The 15,870-nt window shown below is 73.1% G+C and carries 14 protein-coding genes, 2 tRNA genes and 1 other RNA gene; 10 read left to right on the forward strand and 7 right to left on the reverse strand.

Going from position 1 to position 15,870, the window contains the following annotated elements; all coding sequences use genetic code 11:
* Positions 1-5 precede the first annotated feature (5 nt).
* Positions 6-94: transfer RNA gene (locus OSR43_RS01330), tRNA-Ser, on the reverse strand.
* A 106-nt stretch (positions 95-200) separates the two neighbouring features.
* On the opposite strand from OSR43_RS01330, the gene ffs reads away from it, so the two are divergent.
* From ffs to OSR43_RS01365, 7 genes are all read left to right on the forward strand, one after another.
* Positions 201-290, forward strand: an RNA gene (gene ffs, locus OSR43_RS01335) — signal recognition particle sRNA small type.
* Between the two features lie 89 nt (positions 291-379).
* Positions 380-2,662, forward strand: a complete 2,283-nt coding sequence (locus tag OSR43_RS01340; RefSeq protein WP_302269141.1) for a DNA polymerase III subunit gamma and tau — start codon at positions 380-382, stop codon at positions 2,660-2,662.
* A 96-nt stretch (positions 2,663-2,758) separates the two neighbouring features.
* Positions 2,759-3,139, forward strand: coding sequence for a YbaB/EbfC family nucleoid-associated protein (locus OSR43_RS01345; protein ID WP_302269142.1), 381 nt, complete (start codon positions 2,759-2,761; stop codon positions 3,137-3,139).
* A gap of 13 nt (positions 3,140-3,152) precedes the next feature.
* Positions 3,153-3,752, forward strand: a complete 600-nt coding sequence (gene recR, locus OSR43_RS01350) for a recombination mediator RecR (protein ID WP_302269144.1) — start codon at positions 3,153-3,155, stop codon at positions 3,750-3,752.
* Positions 3,745-4,491, forward strand: coding sequence for a DUF5063 domain-containing protein (locus OSR43_RS01355; RefSeq protein ID WP_302269145.1), 747 nt, complete (start codon positions 3,745-3,747; stop codon positions 4,489-4,491). The genes recR and OSR43_RS01355 overlap by 8 nt, the downstream gene beginning before the upstream one ends.
* 40 nt (positions 4,492-4,531) lie before the next feature.
* Entirely contained in the window at positions 4,532-5,806 is a 1,275-nt protein-coding gene (locus OSR43_RS01360) for an aspartate kinase (protein ID WP_302269147.1), read from the forward strand.
* Positions 5,803-6,843, forward strand: a complete 1,041-nt coding sequence (locus OSR43_RS01365) for an aspartate-semialdehyde dehydrogenase (protein WP_302269149.1) — start codon at positions 5,803-5,805, stop codon at positions 6,841-6,843. Before OSR43_RS01360 ends, OSR43_RS01365 begins: the two co-directional genes overlap by 4 nt.
* A gap of 91 nt (positions 6,844-6,934) precedes the next feature.
* On the opposite strand, the gene OSR43_RS01370 is transcribed toward OSR43_RS01365, so the two are convergent.
* The 3 genes from OSR43_RS01370 to OSR43_RS01380 all read right to left on the reverse strand — a co-directional run bounded on the left by OSR43_RS01370 (position 6,935) and on the right by OSR43_RS01380 (position 9,070).
* Positions 6,935-7,843, reverse strand: a complete 909-nt coding sequence (locus tag OSR43_RS01370) for a hypothetical protein (protein WP_302269150.1) — start codon at positions 7,841-7,843, stop codon at positions 6,935-6,937.
* An 85-nt stretch (positions 7,844-7,928) separates the two neighbouring features.
* Positions 7,929-8,002 (reverse strand) — tRNA-Pro (locus OSR43_RS01375).
* A gap of 114 nt (positions 8,003-8,116) precedes the next feature.
* The gene (locus OSR43_RS01380) at positions 8,117-9,070 is read right to left on the reverse strand and encodes a metallophosphoesterase (protein WP_302269151.1); all 954 of its coding nucleotides are present in this window, start codon (positions 9,068-9,070) and stop codon (positions 8,117-8,119) included.
* Between the two features lie 26 nt (positions 9,071-9,096).
* On the opposite strand from OSR43_RS01380, the gene OSR43_RS01385 reads away from it, so the two are divergent.
* Positions 9,097-9,555 carry a GatB/YqeY domain-containing protein gene (locus OSR43_RS01385; protein ID WP_302269152.1) on the forward strand — a complete coding sequence of 153 codons (459 nt, stop codon included), beginning with the start codon at positions 9,097-9,099 and terminating at the stop codon, positions 9,553-9,555.
* 16 nt (positions 9,556-9,571) lie between these two features.
* Here the strand turns inward: OSR43_RS01385 and OSR43_RS01390 are convergent, their stop codons facing one another.
* Complete coding sequence (locus OSR43_RS01390) at positions 9,572-11,707, reverse strand: transglycosylase domain-containing protein (RefSeq protein WP_302269153.1); 2,136 nt, start codon at positions 11,705-11,707, stop codon at positions 9,572-9,574.
* A 192-nt stretch (positions 11,708-11,899) separates the two neighbouring features.
* On the opposite strand from OSR43_RS01390, the gene OSR43_RS01395 reads away from it, so the two are divergent.
* On the forward strand, positions 11,900-12,202 hold the full coding sequence (locus OSR43_RS01395; protein WP_364866847.1) for a WhiB family transcriptional regulator: 303 nt from the start codon (positions 11,900-11,902) through the stop codon (positions 12,200-12,202).
* A gap of 118 nt (positions 12,203-12,320) precedes the next feature.
* Here OSR43_RS01395 and OSR43_RS01400 read toward each other — a convergent pair whose 3' ends face one another.
* The gene (locus tag OSR43_RS01400) at positions 12,321-13,487 is read right to left on the reverse strand and encodes an ArsA-related P-loop ATPase (RefSeq protein WP_302269155.1); all 1,167 of its coding nucleotides are present in this window, start codon (positions 13,485-13,487) and stop codon (positions 12,321-12,323) included.
* Positions 13,484-14,485 carry an ArsA-related P-loop ATPase gene (locus OSR43_RS01405; RefSeq protein ID WP_302269156.1) on the reverse strand — a complete coding sequence of 334 codons (1,002 nt, stop codon included), beginning with the start codon at positions 14,483-14,485 and terminating at the stop codon, positions 13,484-13,486. The genes OSR43_RS01400 and OSR43_RS01405 overlap by 4 nt, the downstream gene beginning before the upstream one ends.
* 47 nt (positions 14,486-14,532) lie before the next feature.
* Here OSR43_RS01405 and OSR43_RS01410 point away from each other — a divergent pair, with 47 nt between their 5' ends.
* A complete protein-coding gene (locus tag OSR43_RS01410; RefSeq protein ID WP_302269157.1) occupies positions 14,533-15,870 on the forward strand; it encodes an Nramp family divalent metal transporter in 1,338 nt (445 codons plus the stop codon).

Genomic DNA, 15,870 nt, shown 5'->3' on the forward strand with positions numbered 1-15,870 from the left:
CCGAGTGGCGGAGGATAGGGGATTCGAACCCCTGAGGGCTGTTAACCCAACCCGCTTTCCAAGCGAGCGCCATAGGCCACTAGGCGAATCCTCCGCGGAGGAGCGTACCGGTCACCTGCGACGCCGGTGAAATCCCCTCCGGGTGCGGGCGGTGCAGCCTGGTGTTGGTGACCTCGCGCCCCTCACCTAGACTGCGGGGCAACCCCCCGTGCGGCGGCATCTCGCCCAATCCCCCAGGGCCGGAAGGCAGCAAGGGCAAGTGAGCTCTGTCGGGTGCATGGGGGGCCTTTTCATGCCCGGGGGCCGATCCGGGGCACCACGTCCCCCGGCGGGTCCGGCGGCCTGTCGGGATGTCGGCGCCGGTGGTTAGTGTTCTGGCGTGGAGTCACCCCTCGCGCTGTACCGCCGCTACCGGCCGGAGACGTTCCGTGAGGTCATCGGCCAGGACCACGTCACCGAGCCGCTGCGTGCGGCGCTGGCCAACAACCGGGTGAACCACGCCTACCTCTTCTCCGGCCCGCGCGGCTGCGGCAAGACCACGTCGGCACGGATCCTGGCCCGGGCGCTCAACTGCGAGCTCGCGCCGGTCGCCGACCCCTGCGGGCAGTGCGACAGCTGCCGGGACCTCGCCCGCGGCGGGCCGGGCTCGATCGACGTCATCGAGATCGATGCCGCCTCGCACGGCGGTGTGGACGACGCGCGCGACCTGCGAGAGAAGGCGTTCTTCGCGCCGGTGCGCAGCCGCTACAAGGTCTACATCATCGACGAGGCGCACATGGTGACCACGCAGGGCTTCAACGCCCTGCTCAAGCTGGTCGAGGAGCCGCCGCCCCACCTGCGGTTCATCTTCGCCACCACCGAGCCCGACAAGGTGCTGCCGACCATCCGGTCGCGGACCCACCACTACCCGTTCCGGCTGATCCCGCCGCGGCTGCTGTCCACCTACCTCTCCGAGCTGTGCGAGAAGGAAGGGGTCGCGATCGAGCCGGCGGCGCTGCCGCTGGTCGTCCGCGCCGGCGCCGGCTCTGCGCGCGACACGCTCTCGGTGCTCGACCAGCTCCTCGGCGGCGCCGGTCCGGGTGGCGTGACCCACCAGCTGGCCACCGGGCTGCTCGGCTACACCCCCGACACGCTGCTCGACGAGGTGGTCGAGGCGTTCGCCGCCGGCGACGGCGCAGCGGTGTTCGGGGTGGTCGACAAGGTGATCGAGACCGGCCAGGACCCCCGCCGGTTCACCGAGGACCTGCTGCGGCGGCTCCGCGACCTCGTCATCGTCGCCGCGGTCCCGGACGCGCCGGCTACCGGGCTCATCGACGTCTCCGAGGACCAGGGTGAGCGGCTGGTCGCGCAGGCGGCACGGTTCGGGGCCCACGACCTCAGCCGGGCCGCCGACATCGTGGCCACGGGCCTCACCGAGATGCGCGGGGCCACCGCGCCGCGCCTGCTGCTCGAGCTCATCTGCGCCCGGGTGCTGCTGCCGGGCGCCGACCACGCCGTCGAGGGCCTCGCGGCCCGCCTGGACCGGCTGGAGAAGCGGGTCTCGATCACCGGTGTGCCGACGGCCGCCGCCGCACCTCCGAGCACCCCCGTCGCCCCGGCTCAGGACCGGCCGGCGCCGCTCGCCCACGAGCCGGAGCCGGTGGTCCCGTCCCGTCCCGCGCCGCACGTCGCTCCCGCGACCACCGTCTCGCTGCCCGCGAGCCCGGAGCCGACTCCGACTCCGACGCCCGAGCCGAGCCCGACGCCCGAGCCGAGCCCGACGCCCGAGCCGAGCTCGACGCCCGAGCCGAGCCCGGTGCCGGAGCCCACCCCGGTGCCGGAGCCCACCCCGGTGCCCGAGCCGACCCCGGTGCCCGAGCCGGTGCCCGTCCAGGAGTCGGCCGGCCCGACCCCGGCGACCCCGCCCGCGGCTGCGCCCGCGGCGGCGGAGCCGGGCGGTCTCACGCTCGTCGACGTGCGCCGGCTGTGGCCCGACATCGTCGAGGCGACCAAGCTGCGCCGCCGGGTCACCTGGATCCACCTGACGCAGAACGCCCAGGTCGTCGCCGTCGACGCCCGGACCCTCACGCTGGGGTTCGTCAACGCCGGGGCGCGCGACAGCTTCGACAACGGCGGCAGCGCGGAGATCGTGCGGCAGGCGGCGATCGACGTCGTCGGCGCGGACTGGCGGATCGAGACGATCGTCGACCCGGGCGCCCGCGCGGACGTCCCCCCGCCCCCGCCGCCGTCCGCCCCCACCGACCCGGCTCCCTGGGCCCAGCCGGGCCAGCCCACCGCGCCCGCGGTCCAGCCGGGGGCGCAGCCGGAGCCGGCGTTCCAGGAGGGACCGCCGCCGGGACAGGACGGCCCTCCGGCCTGGGCCGACGAGCCGACCGGCGCCGACGGCCCCGCCGGGACCGAGCCGTCGTCCGCGGCTCCGCAGGCGGCGCCGCAGCCGCCGTCGCGCCCGGCCGCCGACCCCCAGTCGATCGCCGCCGCCCGGGCTCGCATCCAGCAGACGCGGACCGGCGGACCGGAGGCGCCGCGCGAGGAGGACCGGTACGACCCGGACGCCGACGCGCGCCCCGACGACCTCGACGCCGACCACGACGGGCTGGCCGGGGCGGACCTGCTCGAGCGCGAGCTCGGGGCGACGGTCATCGAGGAGATCCGGCACCAGTAGGCCGCCGACCCCGAGCGACCAGCGCCGCGCAAGACTGGACCGGGCAGCGAGCGCCCCCGACACCTCGCAAGCGACTCCCACAGGCAAGGACACCCGATGAGCCAGAACCCCTTCGACGCCCTCGGCGGCGGCGGACTCGACATGAACGCCCTCCTCCAGCAGGCCCAGCAGATGCAGGAGCAGCTGCAGGCCGCCCAGCAGCGGCTCGCCGACACCACCGTGCAGGGCTCGGTGGCCGGCGGTGCGGTGAGCGTGGAGGTCAACGGCGTCGGCGACCTCGTCGGGCTCTCCATCCAGCCCGGGACCGTCGACGGGGACGACGCCGAGAGCCTCGGTGACCTCTCGGACCTGGTGGTCGCGGCGTACCGCGACGCCAAGGCGCAGGCCGACGCGCTCGCCGGCGAGGCGCTCGGCCCGCTGGCCGGCGGCGGCGCGGGACCCGGCGAGGGCGGCCCGCTGGGCCAGCTCGGCTTCTAGGGGACGTCCGCACTTGTACGAGGGTGTCGTCCAGGACCTGATCGACGAGCTCGGCCGGCTGCCGGGCGTGGGTCCCAAGAGCGCGCAGCGGATCGCCTTCCACCTGCTGCAGGCCGACCCGGTCGACGTCCGCCGCCTCGCGGACGTCCTGATCGAGGTCAAGGCGAAGGTGAAGTTCTGCTCGGTGTGCTTCAACGTCTCCGAGGACGAGCGGTGCCGCATCTGCCGCGACCCCCGGCGCGACCCGTCGGTGCTGTGCGTCGTCGAGGAGTACAAGGACGTCGTCGCCATCGAGCGGACCCGGGAGTTCCGGGGTCGCTACCACGTGCTCGGCGGGGCGATCTCGCCGATCGACGGCATCGGGCCCGAGCAGCTGCACATCCGTGAGCTGATGCAGCGGCTGGCCGACGGCGCGATCACCGAGACGATCCTCGCGACCGACCCGAACCTCGAGGGCGAGGCGACGGCGACGTACCTCACCCGGATGCTGAAGCCGCTCGGCTTGCGCGTGACGCGGTTGGCGAGTGGACTTCCGGTCGGTGGGGACCTTGAGTACGCCGACGAGGTCACCCTCGGACGAGCATTCGCGGGAAGGCGGAGCGCAGATGACTGACCAGCAGACGACCGGCGGGCCGGACCCGACCACGCTGCTCGAGCAGGCGGTCCTGGCCGGCGCGCTGCCGCCGATGGACGAGCACCCCATCGACGTCGACAAGGCGCTCGCCGAGCTCGCCCGGCCGCTCCCCGGCGCCGCAGCCGCGGTCGCCCGGGTCGACGTCGCCACCCAGGACCTCGCCCAGCAGGTCGCCGACTCCGCAGCGAGCTTCCTGCTCGCGCTGCGCGAGATCTCCCGGGACGCCGACGGCGGTGGCCGGGCGATCAGCCTGCTGCTGCTCGAGATCAGCCAGGTGCTGCTGGCCGGGGCCCGCCTCGGTGCCCAGCGCGACTTCACCCCGCGTGCGGCGTACCAGCCCGACGTCGGCCCGGAGACCGACCTCGACCCGATGCGGATGCGGCTCGCCGCGATCCTCGAGCCGGTCGACACCTACAGCCTGGTCTTCGACCCCTACGACCCCGAGGTCGTCGAGAGCCAGCTCTCCGACGACCTCACCAGCATCGCCAGCGACCTCGAGACCGGCCTGCGGCACTTTCGCCAGGGCAACTCCGAGGAGGCGCTGTGGTGGTGGCAGTTCTCCTACGTCTCCTCCTGGGGGAACCTGGCCGGTGCGGCGCTCAACGCGCTGCTCTCGGTGGTCTCCCACGACCGCCTCGACCACGAGGTGCCCGGCGAGGACGACGTGCTGGCGGCGGCCGATGAGATGCTCGGCGGGGGCGTCCGCACCGCTCGGTAGACTCGGCCGCGCCTTTCCCCCTACTCCCGAGGACGTCGTCGTGGGCATTGTCGTGCAGAAGTACGGCGGATCGTCGGTCGCCGACGCCGCCGGCATCAAGCGGGTCGCCCAGCGCATCGTCAACACCCGCAAGGCCGGCCACGACGTGGTCGTCGTGGTCTCCGCTATGGGGGACACCACCGACGAGCTGCGCGACCTCGCCGAGCAGGTCTCGCCGCTGCCGCCGCCGCGTGAGCTGGACATGCTGCTGACCGCCGGCGAGCGGATCTCGATGGCGCTCGTCGCGATGGCCATCGCCCAGCTGGGCCACAAGGCGCAGTCGTTCACCGGCTCCCAGGCCGGCGTGATCACCGACTCCGCCCACGGCAAGGCCAAGATCATCGACATCACGCCCGGCCGGATCGAGGCCGCGATCCGCGACGGGGCGATCGCGATCGTCGCGGGCTTCCAGGGCGTCTCGCAGGACACCAAGGACATCACCACCCTGGGTCGCGGCGCCTCCGACACCACTGCCGTCGCGCTGGCCGCCGCCCTCGGGGCCGACGTGTGCGAGATCTACAGCGACGTCGACGGTGTCTTCACCGCCGACCCGCGGATCGTCCCCGCGGCGCGCAAGCTCGACCGGGTCTCCACCGAGGAGATGCTCGAGATGGCGGCGTCCGGCGCGAAGATCCTCCACCTGCGGTGCGTCGAGTACGCCCGCCGCTACAACATGCCGGTCCACGTCCGGTCCTCCTTCTCCCAGAAGGAGGGGACCTGGATCATCCCCGAGCCCCGAGAGGGAGAAGAGCCCATGGAGCAGGCGATCATCTCCGGCGTCGCGCACGACCGCAGCGAGGCCAAGATCACCGTGGTCGGCGTGCCCGACAAGGTGGGCGAGGCGGCTCGGATCTTCGAGACGCTGGCCGCGACCGAGGTCAACATCGACATGGTCGTGCAGAACGTCTCGGCGGCCGCCACCGGCCTCACCGACATCTCCTTCACCCTGCCCCGCACCGACGGCCAGGCCGCCATGGGTGCGCTGGCGCGGATCCAGGACGAGGTCGGGTACGAGAAGCTGCTCTACGACGACCAGATCGGCAAGGTCTCGCTGATCGGCGCCGGGATGCGCTCGCACCCGGGCATCACCGCGAAGTTCTTCGCCTCCCTCGCCTCGGCCGGGGTGAACATCGAGATGATCTCCACCTCGGAGATCCGGATCTCGGTGATCGTCGACGAGGCGCAGGTCGACGAGGCCGTGCGCGCCACGCACACGGCGTTCGACCTCGACGCCGACGAGGTCGAGGCCGTCGTGTACGGCGGTACCGGCCGATGACCGCGATCGGGATCGTCGGCGCCACCGGCCAGGTCGGCGTCGCCATGCGCCAGATCCTCGAGGAGCGGGGCTTCCCGGCCGACGAGGTCCGCTTCTTCGCCTCGGCCCGCTCGGCGGGGACGGTCCTGCCGTTCGCCGGCCGCGAGGTGACCGTGGAGGACGCCTCCACCGCCGACCCGTCCGGGCTCGACATCGCCCTGTTCTCCGCGGGCGCGACCACCTCGCGCGCGCTCGCCCCGGCCTTCGCTGAGGCCGGCGTGGTCGTCGTCGACAACTCCTCGGCGTTCCGCAAGGACCCCGACATCCCGCTGGTCGTCTCGGAGGTCAACCCCGACGCGATGCAGCCGGTGCTCGACGCCGGCCGGGGCATCATCGCCAACCCGAACTGCACCACGATGGCCGCGATGCCGGTCCTCAAGCCGCTGCACGACGAGGCCGGGCTGGTCCGGATGATCGCCTCGACCTACCAGGCCGTCTCCGGCTCCGGCGTCGCCGGGGTCGAGGAGCTGGCCACCCAGGTGCTGGCGGCCGGCGAGAAGGCCCGCGAGCTCGCCTACGACGGCGAGGCCGTCGCGTTCCCCGAGCCGCAGAAGTACGCGCGGCCGATCGCCTACAACGTCCTGCCGATGGCCGGCTCGCTCGTCGACGACGGCTCGCACGAGACCGACGAGGAGCAGAAGCTGCGCAACGAGTCGCGCAAGATCCTCGGCATCCCCGACCTCCGGGTCTCGGGCATCTGCGTGCGCGTGCCGGTCTTCACCGGGCACTCGCTGGCGCTGAACGTGGAGTTCGAGCGGGCCATGACGGTCGAGCGCGCCCGTGAGCTGCTCGCCGGTGCGCCCGGTGTCGAGCTCGCCGACATCCCGACGCCGCTCCAGGCGGCCGGCAAGGACCCGTCGTACGTCGGTCGCCTCCGGCAGGACCCAGGCGTCGACGGCGACCGCGGGCTCGCGCTGTTCATCTCCAACGACAACCTGCGCAAGGGTGCGGCCCTCAACACCGTCCAGATCGCCGAGCTGGTCGTCGCCGCCCGCTGACGGCCTCCGACAGCACGAACGCCTCCGACCCTCGGGTCGGAGGCGTTCGTCGTCGTGGCGGCGTCCCGGCCGGGACCGGCTCGCGCGCGACTCAGTCGGCGTCGGTCTCGACGAAGGTCGTGGTGACCCAGTGGGAGAGCGCGAAACAGCCCACGGCGAGCAGCGGGATCACGATGACCATCGTCCAGCTGAAGAGCACCTCGATGAGGAACAGCAGGACGAGGACGGTGAGCAGGCCGACCGCGAGGAAGCTGGTGGAGCCGGGGTCGGCCACGCGGAACGCCTTGAGCAGGGCGGAGCCCGCCAGCACCATCGCCACCAGGATCGCGAGGAGGAGCAGGAAGCCGGGGTTGCCGCAGGAGCTGGTGCCCTGCGCGACCTCGCAGGCCCGCAGGCCGGCCCAGGTCAGCGCGACGGTGCCGAGGCCGACGAGCGCCCCGACGAGGCAGGCGGCGGCCATGCCGGTGACGAACGGCTCCCAGGGCTCGCGCGGCGCGGCGGGCTGCTCGGGCTCCTGCTCGGCCGGGGCGTGGTCGGCCGGCTCACGGAGGGCCTGCTCGACGAAGAGCGGCGGGGCGGGCTCGGCGGGCGGCGGCGGGCTCGCGGGTGTCGAGACCGGCACCCGCCGCGCGACGGGCTCCCGCACGGGCTGCGCGACGGGCTCCCGGACCGGCGGGGCGGCCGGGGGCTCCACGACCGGCTCCACGACCGGCTCCATGACCGGCTCCATGACCGGCTCCGGGGCCGGCTCCGGGGCCGGCTCCGGGGCCGGCTCGGGCTCCACGACGGGCGCCGGCGCCGCCACGGGCGGCACCGCTGCGGTGGGCGTCTGGTCCGGCTCGACGACGGGCACGTCGACCAGCGTCGGCTCGGCGTCCGCACGGTCCTCGACCTGCGGGGGCACCACCTCGGCGGGCCGCTCGTCCTTCTGCCGGCGCTTGCGACCGAACAGGCGGGGCGGCTCCAGGCTCGGAGCGTCCTTGTCGCGGTCCTCAGTCATGCCCGCCAGTCTGTCACGCGGCGAGGGCCGGGGAACGGCGAAGGACCCGGATCCCAGGTGTTCCTGGGTTCCGGGCCCTCTGCTGTCGGGCTGACAGGATTTGAACCTGCGGCCTCCTCGTCCCGAACGAGGCGCGCTACCAAGCTGCGCCACAGCCCGATCCGCGAGTCCGGGATCACCGGGCTCACGAGCACCGGAGCATACCGGAGCACCGCCGGCCGGCCCCAATCGGGCCGGTGGTGGCCGCCACGTCGCCCCCAGGTCACCGCCACGTCAGCGGCGAGGGGCCCCCTGCGGCACCAGCGTGAGCAGGGTGGCCTCCGGGCGGCAGGCGACGCGGAACCGGACGTAGGGGCTGGTGCCCAGGCCCGCGCTCACGTGCAGCCAGGCCGAGCCGGGGTCGCCGGGCCGGGAGTCCGCGGGGTGGCGGTGCAGGCCCCGGGCGCGGGCCGGCTCGAGGTCGCAGTTCGTGGTGAGGGCGCGCCCGCCCGGCAGGCACACCTGGCCGCCGTGGGTGTGCCCGGCGAGGACGGCGTCGCAGTCGTCGGTCGCGAAGGCGTCCAGGACCCGCAGGTACGGCGCGTGCGCGACGCCGAGGCGGACGTCGGCGTGCCGGTCGGCGCCCGCCACCCCCGTGACGTCGTCGAGGCGGTCGTAGCCCAGGTGCGGGTCGTCGACGCCGGCGAAGCCGAACGTCGTGCCACCCACGGCCAGCGTGCCGGTGCGGTTGGTCAGGTCCAGCCAGCCCGCGCCGGTGAAGGCGCCGGCGAGGTCCCGCCAGGGCAGCTGGGGGGTGTCGGTGTGGCGGCGACCGTCGTCGGGCAGCAGGTAGCGCACGGGGTTGCGCATCGTCGGCTCGAAGTAGTCGTTGGAGCCCATCACGAAGACGCCCGGCACGGCGAGCAGCGGGGCGAGCGCGTCGAGCAGCGGGCCCACGCTGTCGCGGTGCGCCAGGTTGTCGCCGGTGTCCACCACGAGGTCGGGGCGCAGGTCAGCGAGGCCCGCGATCCACTCCAGCTTGCGGCGCTGCCCCGGCGTCACGTGCAGGTCGCTGAGGTGGAGCACCCGCAGCGGGCGGTGCCCCGGCGGCAGCAGCGGCACCTCCACCCGCCGCAGGACGTAGGCCCGCGCCTCGCACGCGGCGTACGTCGCCAGGCCGGCGCCGAGGAGCGCGCCCGCCCCCGTCACGGCGGCCAGCGAGCGGGCTGCGGCAGGGAGCGGGCTCATCTGCGCAAGGCTGCCACAATGACCCCATGAGCCAGCTCAAGGACCGCCTGCGCACCGACCTGACCACCGCGATGAAGGCGCGTGACGAGCTGCGCTCCTCCACCCTGCGGATGGTGCTCACGGCCGTCACCAACGCCGAGGTGGCCGGCAAGGTGCAGCGCGAGCTGAGCGACGAGGAGGTCGTCGGGGTGCTCTCCAGCGAGGCGAAGAAGCGCCGCGAGGCCGCCATCGCCTTCGACGACGGTGGGCGCACCGACATGGCCGCCAAGGAGCGCGCCGAGGCGAAGGTCCTGGCCGACTACCTGCCCGAGCAGCTCTCGGTGGAGGAGATCTCGCGGATCGTCACCGAGGCGGTGGAGTCCACCGGCGCCGCCGGCGAGGGGATGAAGGCCATGGGCAAGGTCATGGGCGTCGTGCAGCCGCAGGTCAAGGGCCGCGCCGACGGTGCCGCGGTCGCCGCGGAGGTACGCCGCCAGCTCGGCTGACGGCGTACCCGCCGGGTCACTCGTCGAAGTCGTCGTCCCCGAAGTCGTCGTCCCCGAAGTCGTCGCTGGTGGAGTAGGTCGTCGTCGACGACGGCGGGACGAACGACTCGACCGGCAGCTCGTCGAGGATCCCGCGCATCGCGCCGCCCCAGACCGGTGCCGCGTACGTCGAGCCGGAGGCGCCGTAGATCGTCGTCGGGCCGGTGCTGACGCCCTCGAGGCTCAGCGGCGTGCCCGACTCGTTCGCGCCGGCGATCATCGCGGCGGCGGCCATGTTCGGGGTGTAGCCCACGAACCACACGGCCTGGCCGTTCTGCGTCGTGCCGGTCTTGCCGGCGGCGTCGCGGCCGAGGGCCTGGGCGGAGGCGAAGCCGCCCTCGATGACGCCGCGGAGGATGTCGTTGACCGCGTCGGCGGTGGTCTCCTCCATCACCTGCTGGCACTCCGGCTCGTACTCCTTGAGCACGTTGCCGCGGGCGTCCTCGATGGCGGTGACCGGGTGGGCGTCGCAGTGCAGACCCCGCGCCGCGAAGGTCGCGTAGGCCTCGGCCATCTCCAGCGGGCTGGCGTCGGGGATGCCCAGCACGAACGTCGGGACCCGCTCCGGCAGGCCGTCGCCCTTGCCCTCGGGGTTGGTCAGGTCGACGCCCATGGCCTTGGCGAGCTCGTAGGGCTCGCAGATGCCGGTGCGCTGCTCGAGCTGGGCGAAGAAGGTGTTCACCGACTCGCGGGTGCCGGTGTACATGTCCTTGTAGCCCGACGTCGTCGAGTTGCCGACCGACCAGGTGCCGTACCCGTAGGGCTCGCCGTCGCAGTCCTCGTAGGCCGACTCCGGGATCTCCATCTGCTCGGGGGAGTTGAAGCCGGTGTTGGTGGGCAGGCCCTGCTCGATCGCCGCGGCGAGCACGAAGACCTTGAACGTCGAGCCGGGCTGGAAGCCCGAGGAGCCGCCGTACTTGTTGTTGACGACGTAGTTCAGGTACGTCTGCCCCTGGGACCGGTCGGCGCCCATCGGCCGGGACTGGGCGATCGCGCGGACCTTGCCCGTGCCCGGCTCGACCATGGCGAGACCGCCGATCGCCTGGGACTCGGGGTAGACCGCGCTGGTGACCGACTCGTCGGCCGCCGCCTGCGCCTGCAGGTCGATGGTGGTGCGGATCGTGAGCCCGCCGGAGAAGATCAGCTCCCGGCGCTGCTTGGCGTTCTTGCCGAGCGAGGGGTCCTTGAGCAGGTAGTTGAGCAGGTAGTCGCAGAAGAACGGCGCCCGGGCGTTGACGCAGCCGTTGGGCGTGGTCTGGGTGTCCAGGCCGAGCTTCTGCTTCTTGATCTTGTCGACCCGCTTCTCCTTGACGATGCCGAGCTGGGCCATCCGGTCCAGCACCACGTTGCGCCGCTCGAGGGCGCGGTCGGGGGAGTTGGTGGGGTCGTAGCCGGTGGGGTTCTTCACCAGGCCGGCGAGCAGCGAGGACTGCTTGAGGTCCAGGTCCGAGGCGTTGACGCCGAAGTAGTGGCGCGCGGCGGCCTGGATGCCGAAGGCGCCGTCGCCGAAGTAGGCGGTGTTGAGGTAGCGCTCCAGGATCCAGTCCTTGCTGTGGCGCTGCTCCAGCGCGACGGCGTACCGCAGCTCGCGCAGCTTGCGCGCGTAGCTGTCGTCGGTCGCCTCCTGGCGCTCCTTCTTGGTCTTCGCCTGGTCGACGAGGGTGAGCTTGACCAGCTGCTGGGTGATCGACGAGCCACCCTGCACGACGCCGGAGTTGGCCTGGTTGGTGATGAACGCGCGCAGCGTGCCCTTCAGGTCCAGGGCGCCGTGCTGGTAGAAGCGGTAGTCCTCGATCGCGACGATCGCCTTGACCATCGTCCGCGACACGTCGGCGAGCTGGACGTTGACGCGGTTCTGGTCGTAGAGCGTGGCGATGGTCTCGCCGTCCTCGTCGAGGACCTGGGTCCGCTGGGCGAGCGCCTCGGTCTCCAGCTCCGCGGGCAGCTGGTCCATGGTCTCGGCGACGTTCTTGGCCCCGATGCCGACCACGCCGGCGAACGGGATCGCCAGCCCGGCGACCACCACGCCCAGGACGGCCGCGACGGCGAGCATGACGCCGAGGTGGGAGGCGACCTTGGCCGGGGTCAGGTGCTCGGGGCGCTGCTCGCTCATGGCACCAGGCTACGCGAGCACGCGAACACCCCAGGCGCGCCTGACATCGGAGCACTAGTCATTTCGGACTATGCCACTTGGGCTGAACGTGTCTGTACCGGTTCCGCCCGTGGGCTTTACCTTGGAGGCCGAGGGGACATCCCAGGTAGGCGTCATGGGGACGCGCACCTATCTCGGAACAGATGTGGGGACATCATGTGGGTTGAGGACTGGACGCCGCGCGCTGCCTGCAGGTCGGCGCAGCCGGACCAGCTGTTCGTGCGCGGAGCCGAGCAGAACAAGGCCAAGCAGCTGTGCGCCGGGTGCCCCGTGCGCACCGAGTGCCTCGCGGAGGCGCTCGACAACCAGATCGAGTGGGGCGTCTGGGGTGGCATGACCGAGCGCGAGCGCCGGGCCCTGCTGCGCCGCCGCCCGAACGCCTCGTGGCGCTCGGTGCTGGAGACCGCCCGCGAGCAGTCGGCCACCGTGCCGGCCGCCCGCACCGCCTCCGTCTGAGGAGTACGGCGCGCGCGGCGCCGGGCCCTGACTTCTCAGGGGATCCCGGCGCTTCTCAGGGGATGCAACCCCTGAGGTGTGCCGGTTTCCCCGGGGGGCCGGGGAATCCGGCAGCCGCTCAGCCGCCCGCGAGCAGCCCGGCGACCCGGCGCAGCCCGTCGAGGTCGTGCACGTCGCCGGGCAGGGCGGGCACGACGGCCGTGGCGACGTGCGGGTGCGCCGCGGCGAACCGCTCGCGCAGCACCGCCTCGCGCTCGACCATCCGGGTGCGGTCGGCGTGCAGCCGCAGCAGTCCCGCGGTCAGCGACGTCGGGTCCACCGCGCGCAGCCGCGCCGCAGCGGCCATCGCCTCGTCGGCCGACACCGTGCCCTGGGGCGCGGGGCTGGCCCGGTTGACGACAAGCCCGGCCAGGGGCATCCGGTCCTCGCCGAGGCGCTCGACGAAGTACGCCGCCTCGCGCAGCGCGTCCGGCTCCGGCGCGGCCACCACGAGGAAGGCCGTCTCCTCGGCCTGCAGCAGCGCGTAGGTCTTCTGCGCGCGGGCCCGGAACCCGCCGAAGACGGTGTCCAGCGCGGCGACGAAGGTCTGCAGGTCGCGCAGCACCTGTCCGCCGAGGATCTTGGTGAGCGCGTTGGTGATCAGCCCGAACCCGGCGGTCATCAGCTTCGCCGGCCCGCGCGCGGGGGCCAGCATCAGCCGGATGAACCGACCGTCGAGGAAGCTCGAGAGCCGCTCGGGGGCGTCGAGGAAGTCCAGCGCGGAGCGCGAGGGCGGGGTGTCGACGACGACCAGGTCGTAGGTCCCCGACTGCCGGGCGTCGGCGTGGATCTGACCGAGCTTCTCCATCGCCATGTACTCCTGCGTGCCCGCGAACGAGCTCGACAGCGCGATGTAGAAGGGGTTCTCCAGGATCTGCCGGGCCTTCTCCGGCGTCGCCTGGCTGAGCACGACCTCGTCGAAGGTCCGCTTCATGTCCAGCATCATCGCGTCGAGCCGGCCACCCGCCGCGGGGTCGACCCCGGCGACCGGCCGCGGCGTGTTGTCGAGCATCTCGATGCCCATCGACTGCGCGAGGCGGCGCGCGGGGTCGATGGTCAGCACGACGACCTTCCGGCCGCGCTCGGCCGCGCGCAGGGCCAGCGCCGCGGAGGTGGTGGTCTTGCCGACGCCGCCGGAGCCGCAGCACACGATGATCCCGGTCCCGCGGTCGTCGAGGAGCGCGTCGACGTCCAGCGCGCCGGCGGCGCGGCTGCTCAGCGGCCCGACCCGCGTGCGCGCGCTCACGCCAGCCCCTGGGCGCGCAGCTCGCCGGCCAGCTCGTAGAGCCCGCCGAGGTCGACCCCGCCCGGCAGGCGCGGCAGCTCGTAGGAGGGCCGGTCCAGCTCGGCCACCACCGCCCGCTGGCTGTCCTCGAGGGCGCGGCGCTCGGCGTGGTCGTGGGCTTCGGCGAGCAGCCCGTCGACGAGGTCGTCGGTGGCGGCGAGCCCGGCGGTGGCCAGGTCCGCGGCGACCCGGCCGCGGTCCAGCGTGCCGGCCCGGGCGGCGGCGAGGTCCTCGGCGTCGAGGTCGCGCGGGCGGACCAGGTTGACCACGACGCCGCCGACCGGCAGCTGCGCGGCCTCCAGCTCGGCGATCCCGTCGACGGTCTCCTGCACCGGCATCTCCTCCAGCACGGTCACCAGGTGCACCGCGGTCCGCGGCGACCGGAAGAGGGTCATCATCGTGTCGGCCTGGTTCTTGACCGGGCCGACCTTGGCCAGCCCGGCGAGCTCGTCGCTGACGTTGAGGAACTGCACGATCCGGCCGGTCGGCGGGGCGTCGAGCACGACCGCGTCGTACTGCGTGGCGCCCTTGTTGCGGCTGTTGCGCTGCACCGCTTCGAAGACCTTGCCGGTCAGCAGCACGTCGCGGACGCCGGGGGCGATGGTGGTCGCGAACTCGATGACCCCGAACCGGTCGAGCGCCCGGCCGGCCCGGCCGAGCTTGTAGTACATCGAGAGGTACTCCAGCAGCGCCGCCTCCGGGTCGATGTGGAGGGCGTGCACCACGCCGGGGAGCGCTCCGGTGGCGTCGGGAAGGCCCGTGGCGATCCGGCGCTCGGCGTACGGCAGCGGGTCGACGTCGAACATCCGGGCGATGCCCTGGCGCCCCTCGACCTCGCACAGCAGCACGTTGCGCCCGGAGGAGGCGAGCGCGAGGGCGAGGGCGGCCGCGACGGTCGACTTGCCGGTGCCGCCCTTCCCGGTCACCACGTGCAGCTGCACCCGCGGCCAGTCGGTCATGGGGGCGAGCGTAGCCAGCGGCCGGCAGCACGGGTGATGATGCGGCGATGACCTCCGCCGAAGCCCCTGCCGACGGCCCGCACGACGGGCCCGGCGGCCCCGACGGGCCCGACGCCGTGCCCCGGTGGAAGGTCGTCGGCCCCGGCCTGGTCGTCGCCGCGACCGGCGTCGGTGCCGCGGACCTGGTGGCGACGCTGGTCGCCGGCGCCAAGTTCGGCTACACGCTGCTGTGGGTGGCCGTGCTGGGCGCGGTGATCAAGGTGGTGCTGGTCGAGGGAGCGGGCCGCTACTCCCTTGCCACGCAGCGGACGATCTTCGAGGGCTGGCGCAGCCTGGGGCGCTGGACGACGTGGTACTTCGCGCCGTACATCCTGGTCTGGGGCCTGGTGTACGGCGCCACCGCGATGTCGTCGACGGCGCTGCCGGTCGTGGCGCTCTTCCCCGACCTGCCGCTGCGGTGGACCGCGGTCGCGTTCGGCCTGGTCGGCCTGGCGCTGGTGTGGTTCGGCAGCTACGCGGCGTTCGAGAAGATCACGGCGGCGCTGGTGGGCGTCATGTTCGTGACCGTCGTCGGGGCAGCGGTGCTGACCCTGCCCAACCTCGGGGAGGTGCTGCTCGGGCTGCGGCCGGTCTTCCCCGACGACTCGGTGGTGAACGTGCTGGGCATCGCCGGCGGTGTCGGAGGCACGATCACGCTGGCCGCCTACGGCTACTGGCTGCGCGAGAAGGGCTGGCACACCCCGCGCTTCATGCGGGTGATGCGGATCGACAACGGCGTGGCGTACGTCGTCACCGGGATCTTCGTGGTGTCGATGCTGGTGGTCGGCGCGGAGCTGCTGTACTCCGCCGGGATCGCGCTCGAGACCGGCGACCAGGCGCTCGTGCAGCTCTCCGACGTGCTGGCCGACCGGTACGGCGAGGTGTTCGGCACGGTCTTCCTCGTCGGGTTCTGGGCCTCGTCGTTCTCCTCGCTCATCGGCGTGTGGAGCGGGGTCAGCCTGATGTTCGCCGACTTCGTCGGGAACCTGCGCGACCTGCCCTCGGGCCACCCCGACACCCGCACCGGCGGGCGGCTGTTCAAGGGCTACCTGCTGTGGCTCACGTTCCCGCCGATGCTCCTGCTGCTCCTCGACGAGCCGGTGGGGCTGATCCTCGCCTACGGCGCGCTGGGCGCGTTGTTCATGCCGTTCCTGGCGATCACGCTGCTCGTGCTGCTCAACAAGCGTCGGCCCGGCGCCCTCCCGCACTCCGACGTGCCGCAGCAGTGGCGCAACGGGTGGCTCTCCAACACTGGCCTGGTCGTCTGCGCGGTGCTGTTCCTGCTGCTCGGGGCCAACGAGCTGCGCGGCGTGCTGGCGCCGTACGTCCCCTTCCTGGAGGGTTGA

The organism is Nocardioides sp. Arc9.136 (genome assembly GCF_030506255.1).
In the GTDB taxonomy this organism is placed as follows: Bacteria; Actinomycetota; Actinomycetes; order Propionibacteriales; family Nocardioidaceae; genus Nocardioides.

Coding starts and splice junctions, on each gene's coding strand:
- OSR43_RS01345 (WP_302269142.1), top strand. CDS start 2,759: ATGAGCCAGAACCCCTTCGACGCCCTCGGCGGCGGCGGACTCGACATG.
- OSR43_RS01355 (WP_302269145.1), top strand. CDS start 3,745: ATGACTGACCAGCAGACGACCGGCGGGCCGGACCCGACCACGCTGCTC.
- OSR43_RS01365 (WP_302269149.1), top strand. CDS start 5,803: ATGACCGCGATCGGGATCGTCGGCGCCACCGGCCAGGTCGGCGTCGCC.
- OSR43_RS01370 (WP_302269150.1), bottom strand. CDS start 7,843: ATGACTGAGGACCGCGACAAGGACGCTCCGAGCCTGGAGCCGCCCCGC.
- OSR43_RS01380 (WP_302269151.1), bottom strand. CDS start 9,070: ATGAGCCCGCTCCCTGCCGCAGCCCGCTCGCTGGCCGCCGTGACGGGG.
- OSR43_RS01385 (WP_302269152.1), top strand. CDS start 9,097: ATGAGCCAGCTCAAGGACCGCCTGCGCACCGACCTGACCACCGCGATG.
- OSR43_RS01390 (WP_302269153.1), bottom strand. CDS start 11,707: ATGAGCGAGCAGCGCCCCGAGCACCTGACCCCGGCCAAGGTCGCCTCC.
- OSR43_RS01405 (WP_302269156.1), bottom strand. CDS start 14,485: ATGACCGACTGGCCGCGGGTGCAGCTGCACGTGGTGACCGGGAAGGGC.
- OSR43_RS01410 (WP_302269157.1), top strand. CDS start 14,533: ATGACCTCCGCCGAAGCCCCTGCCGACGGCCCGCACGACGGGCCCGGC.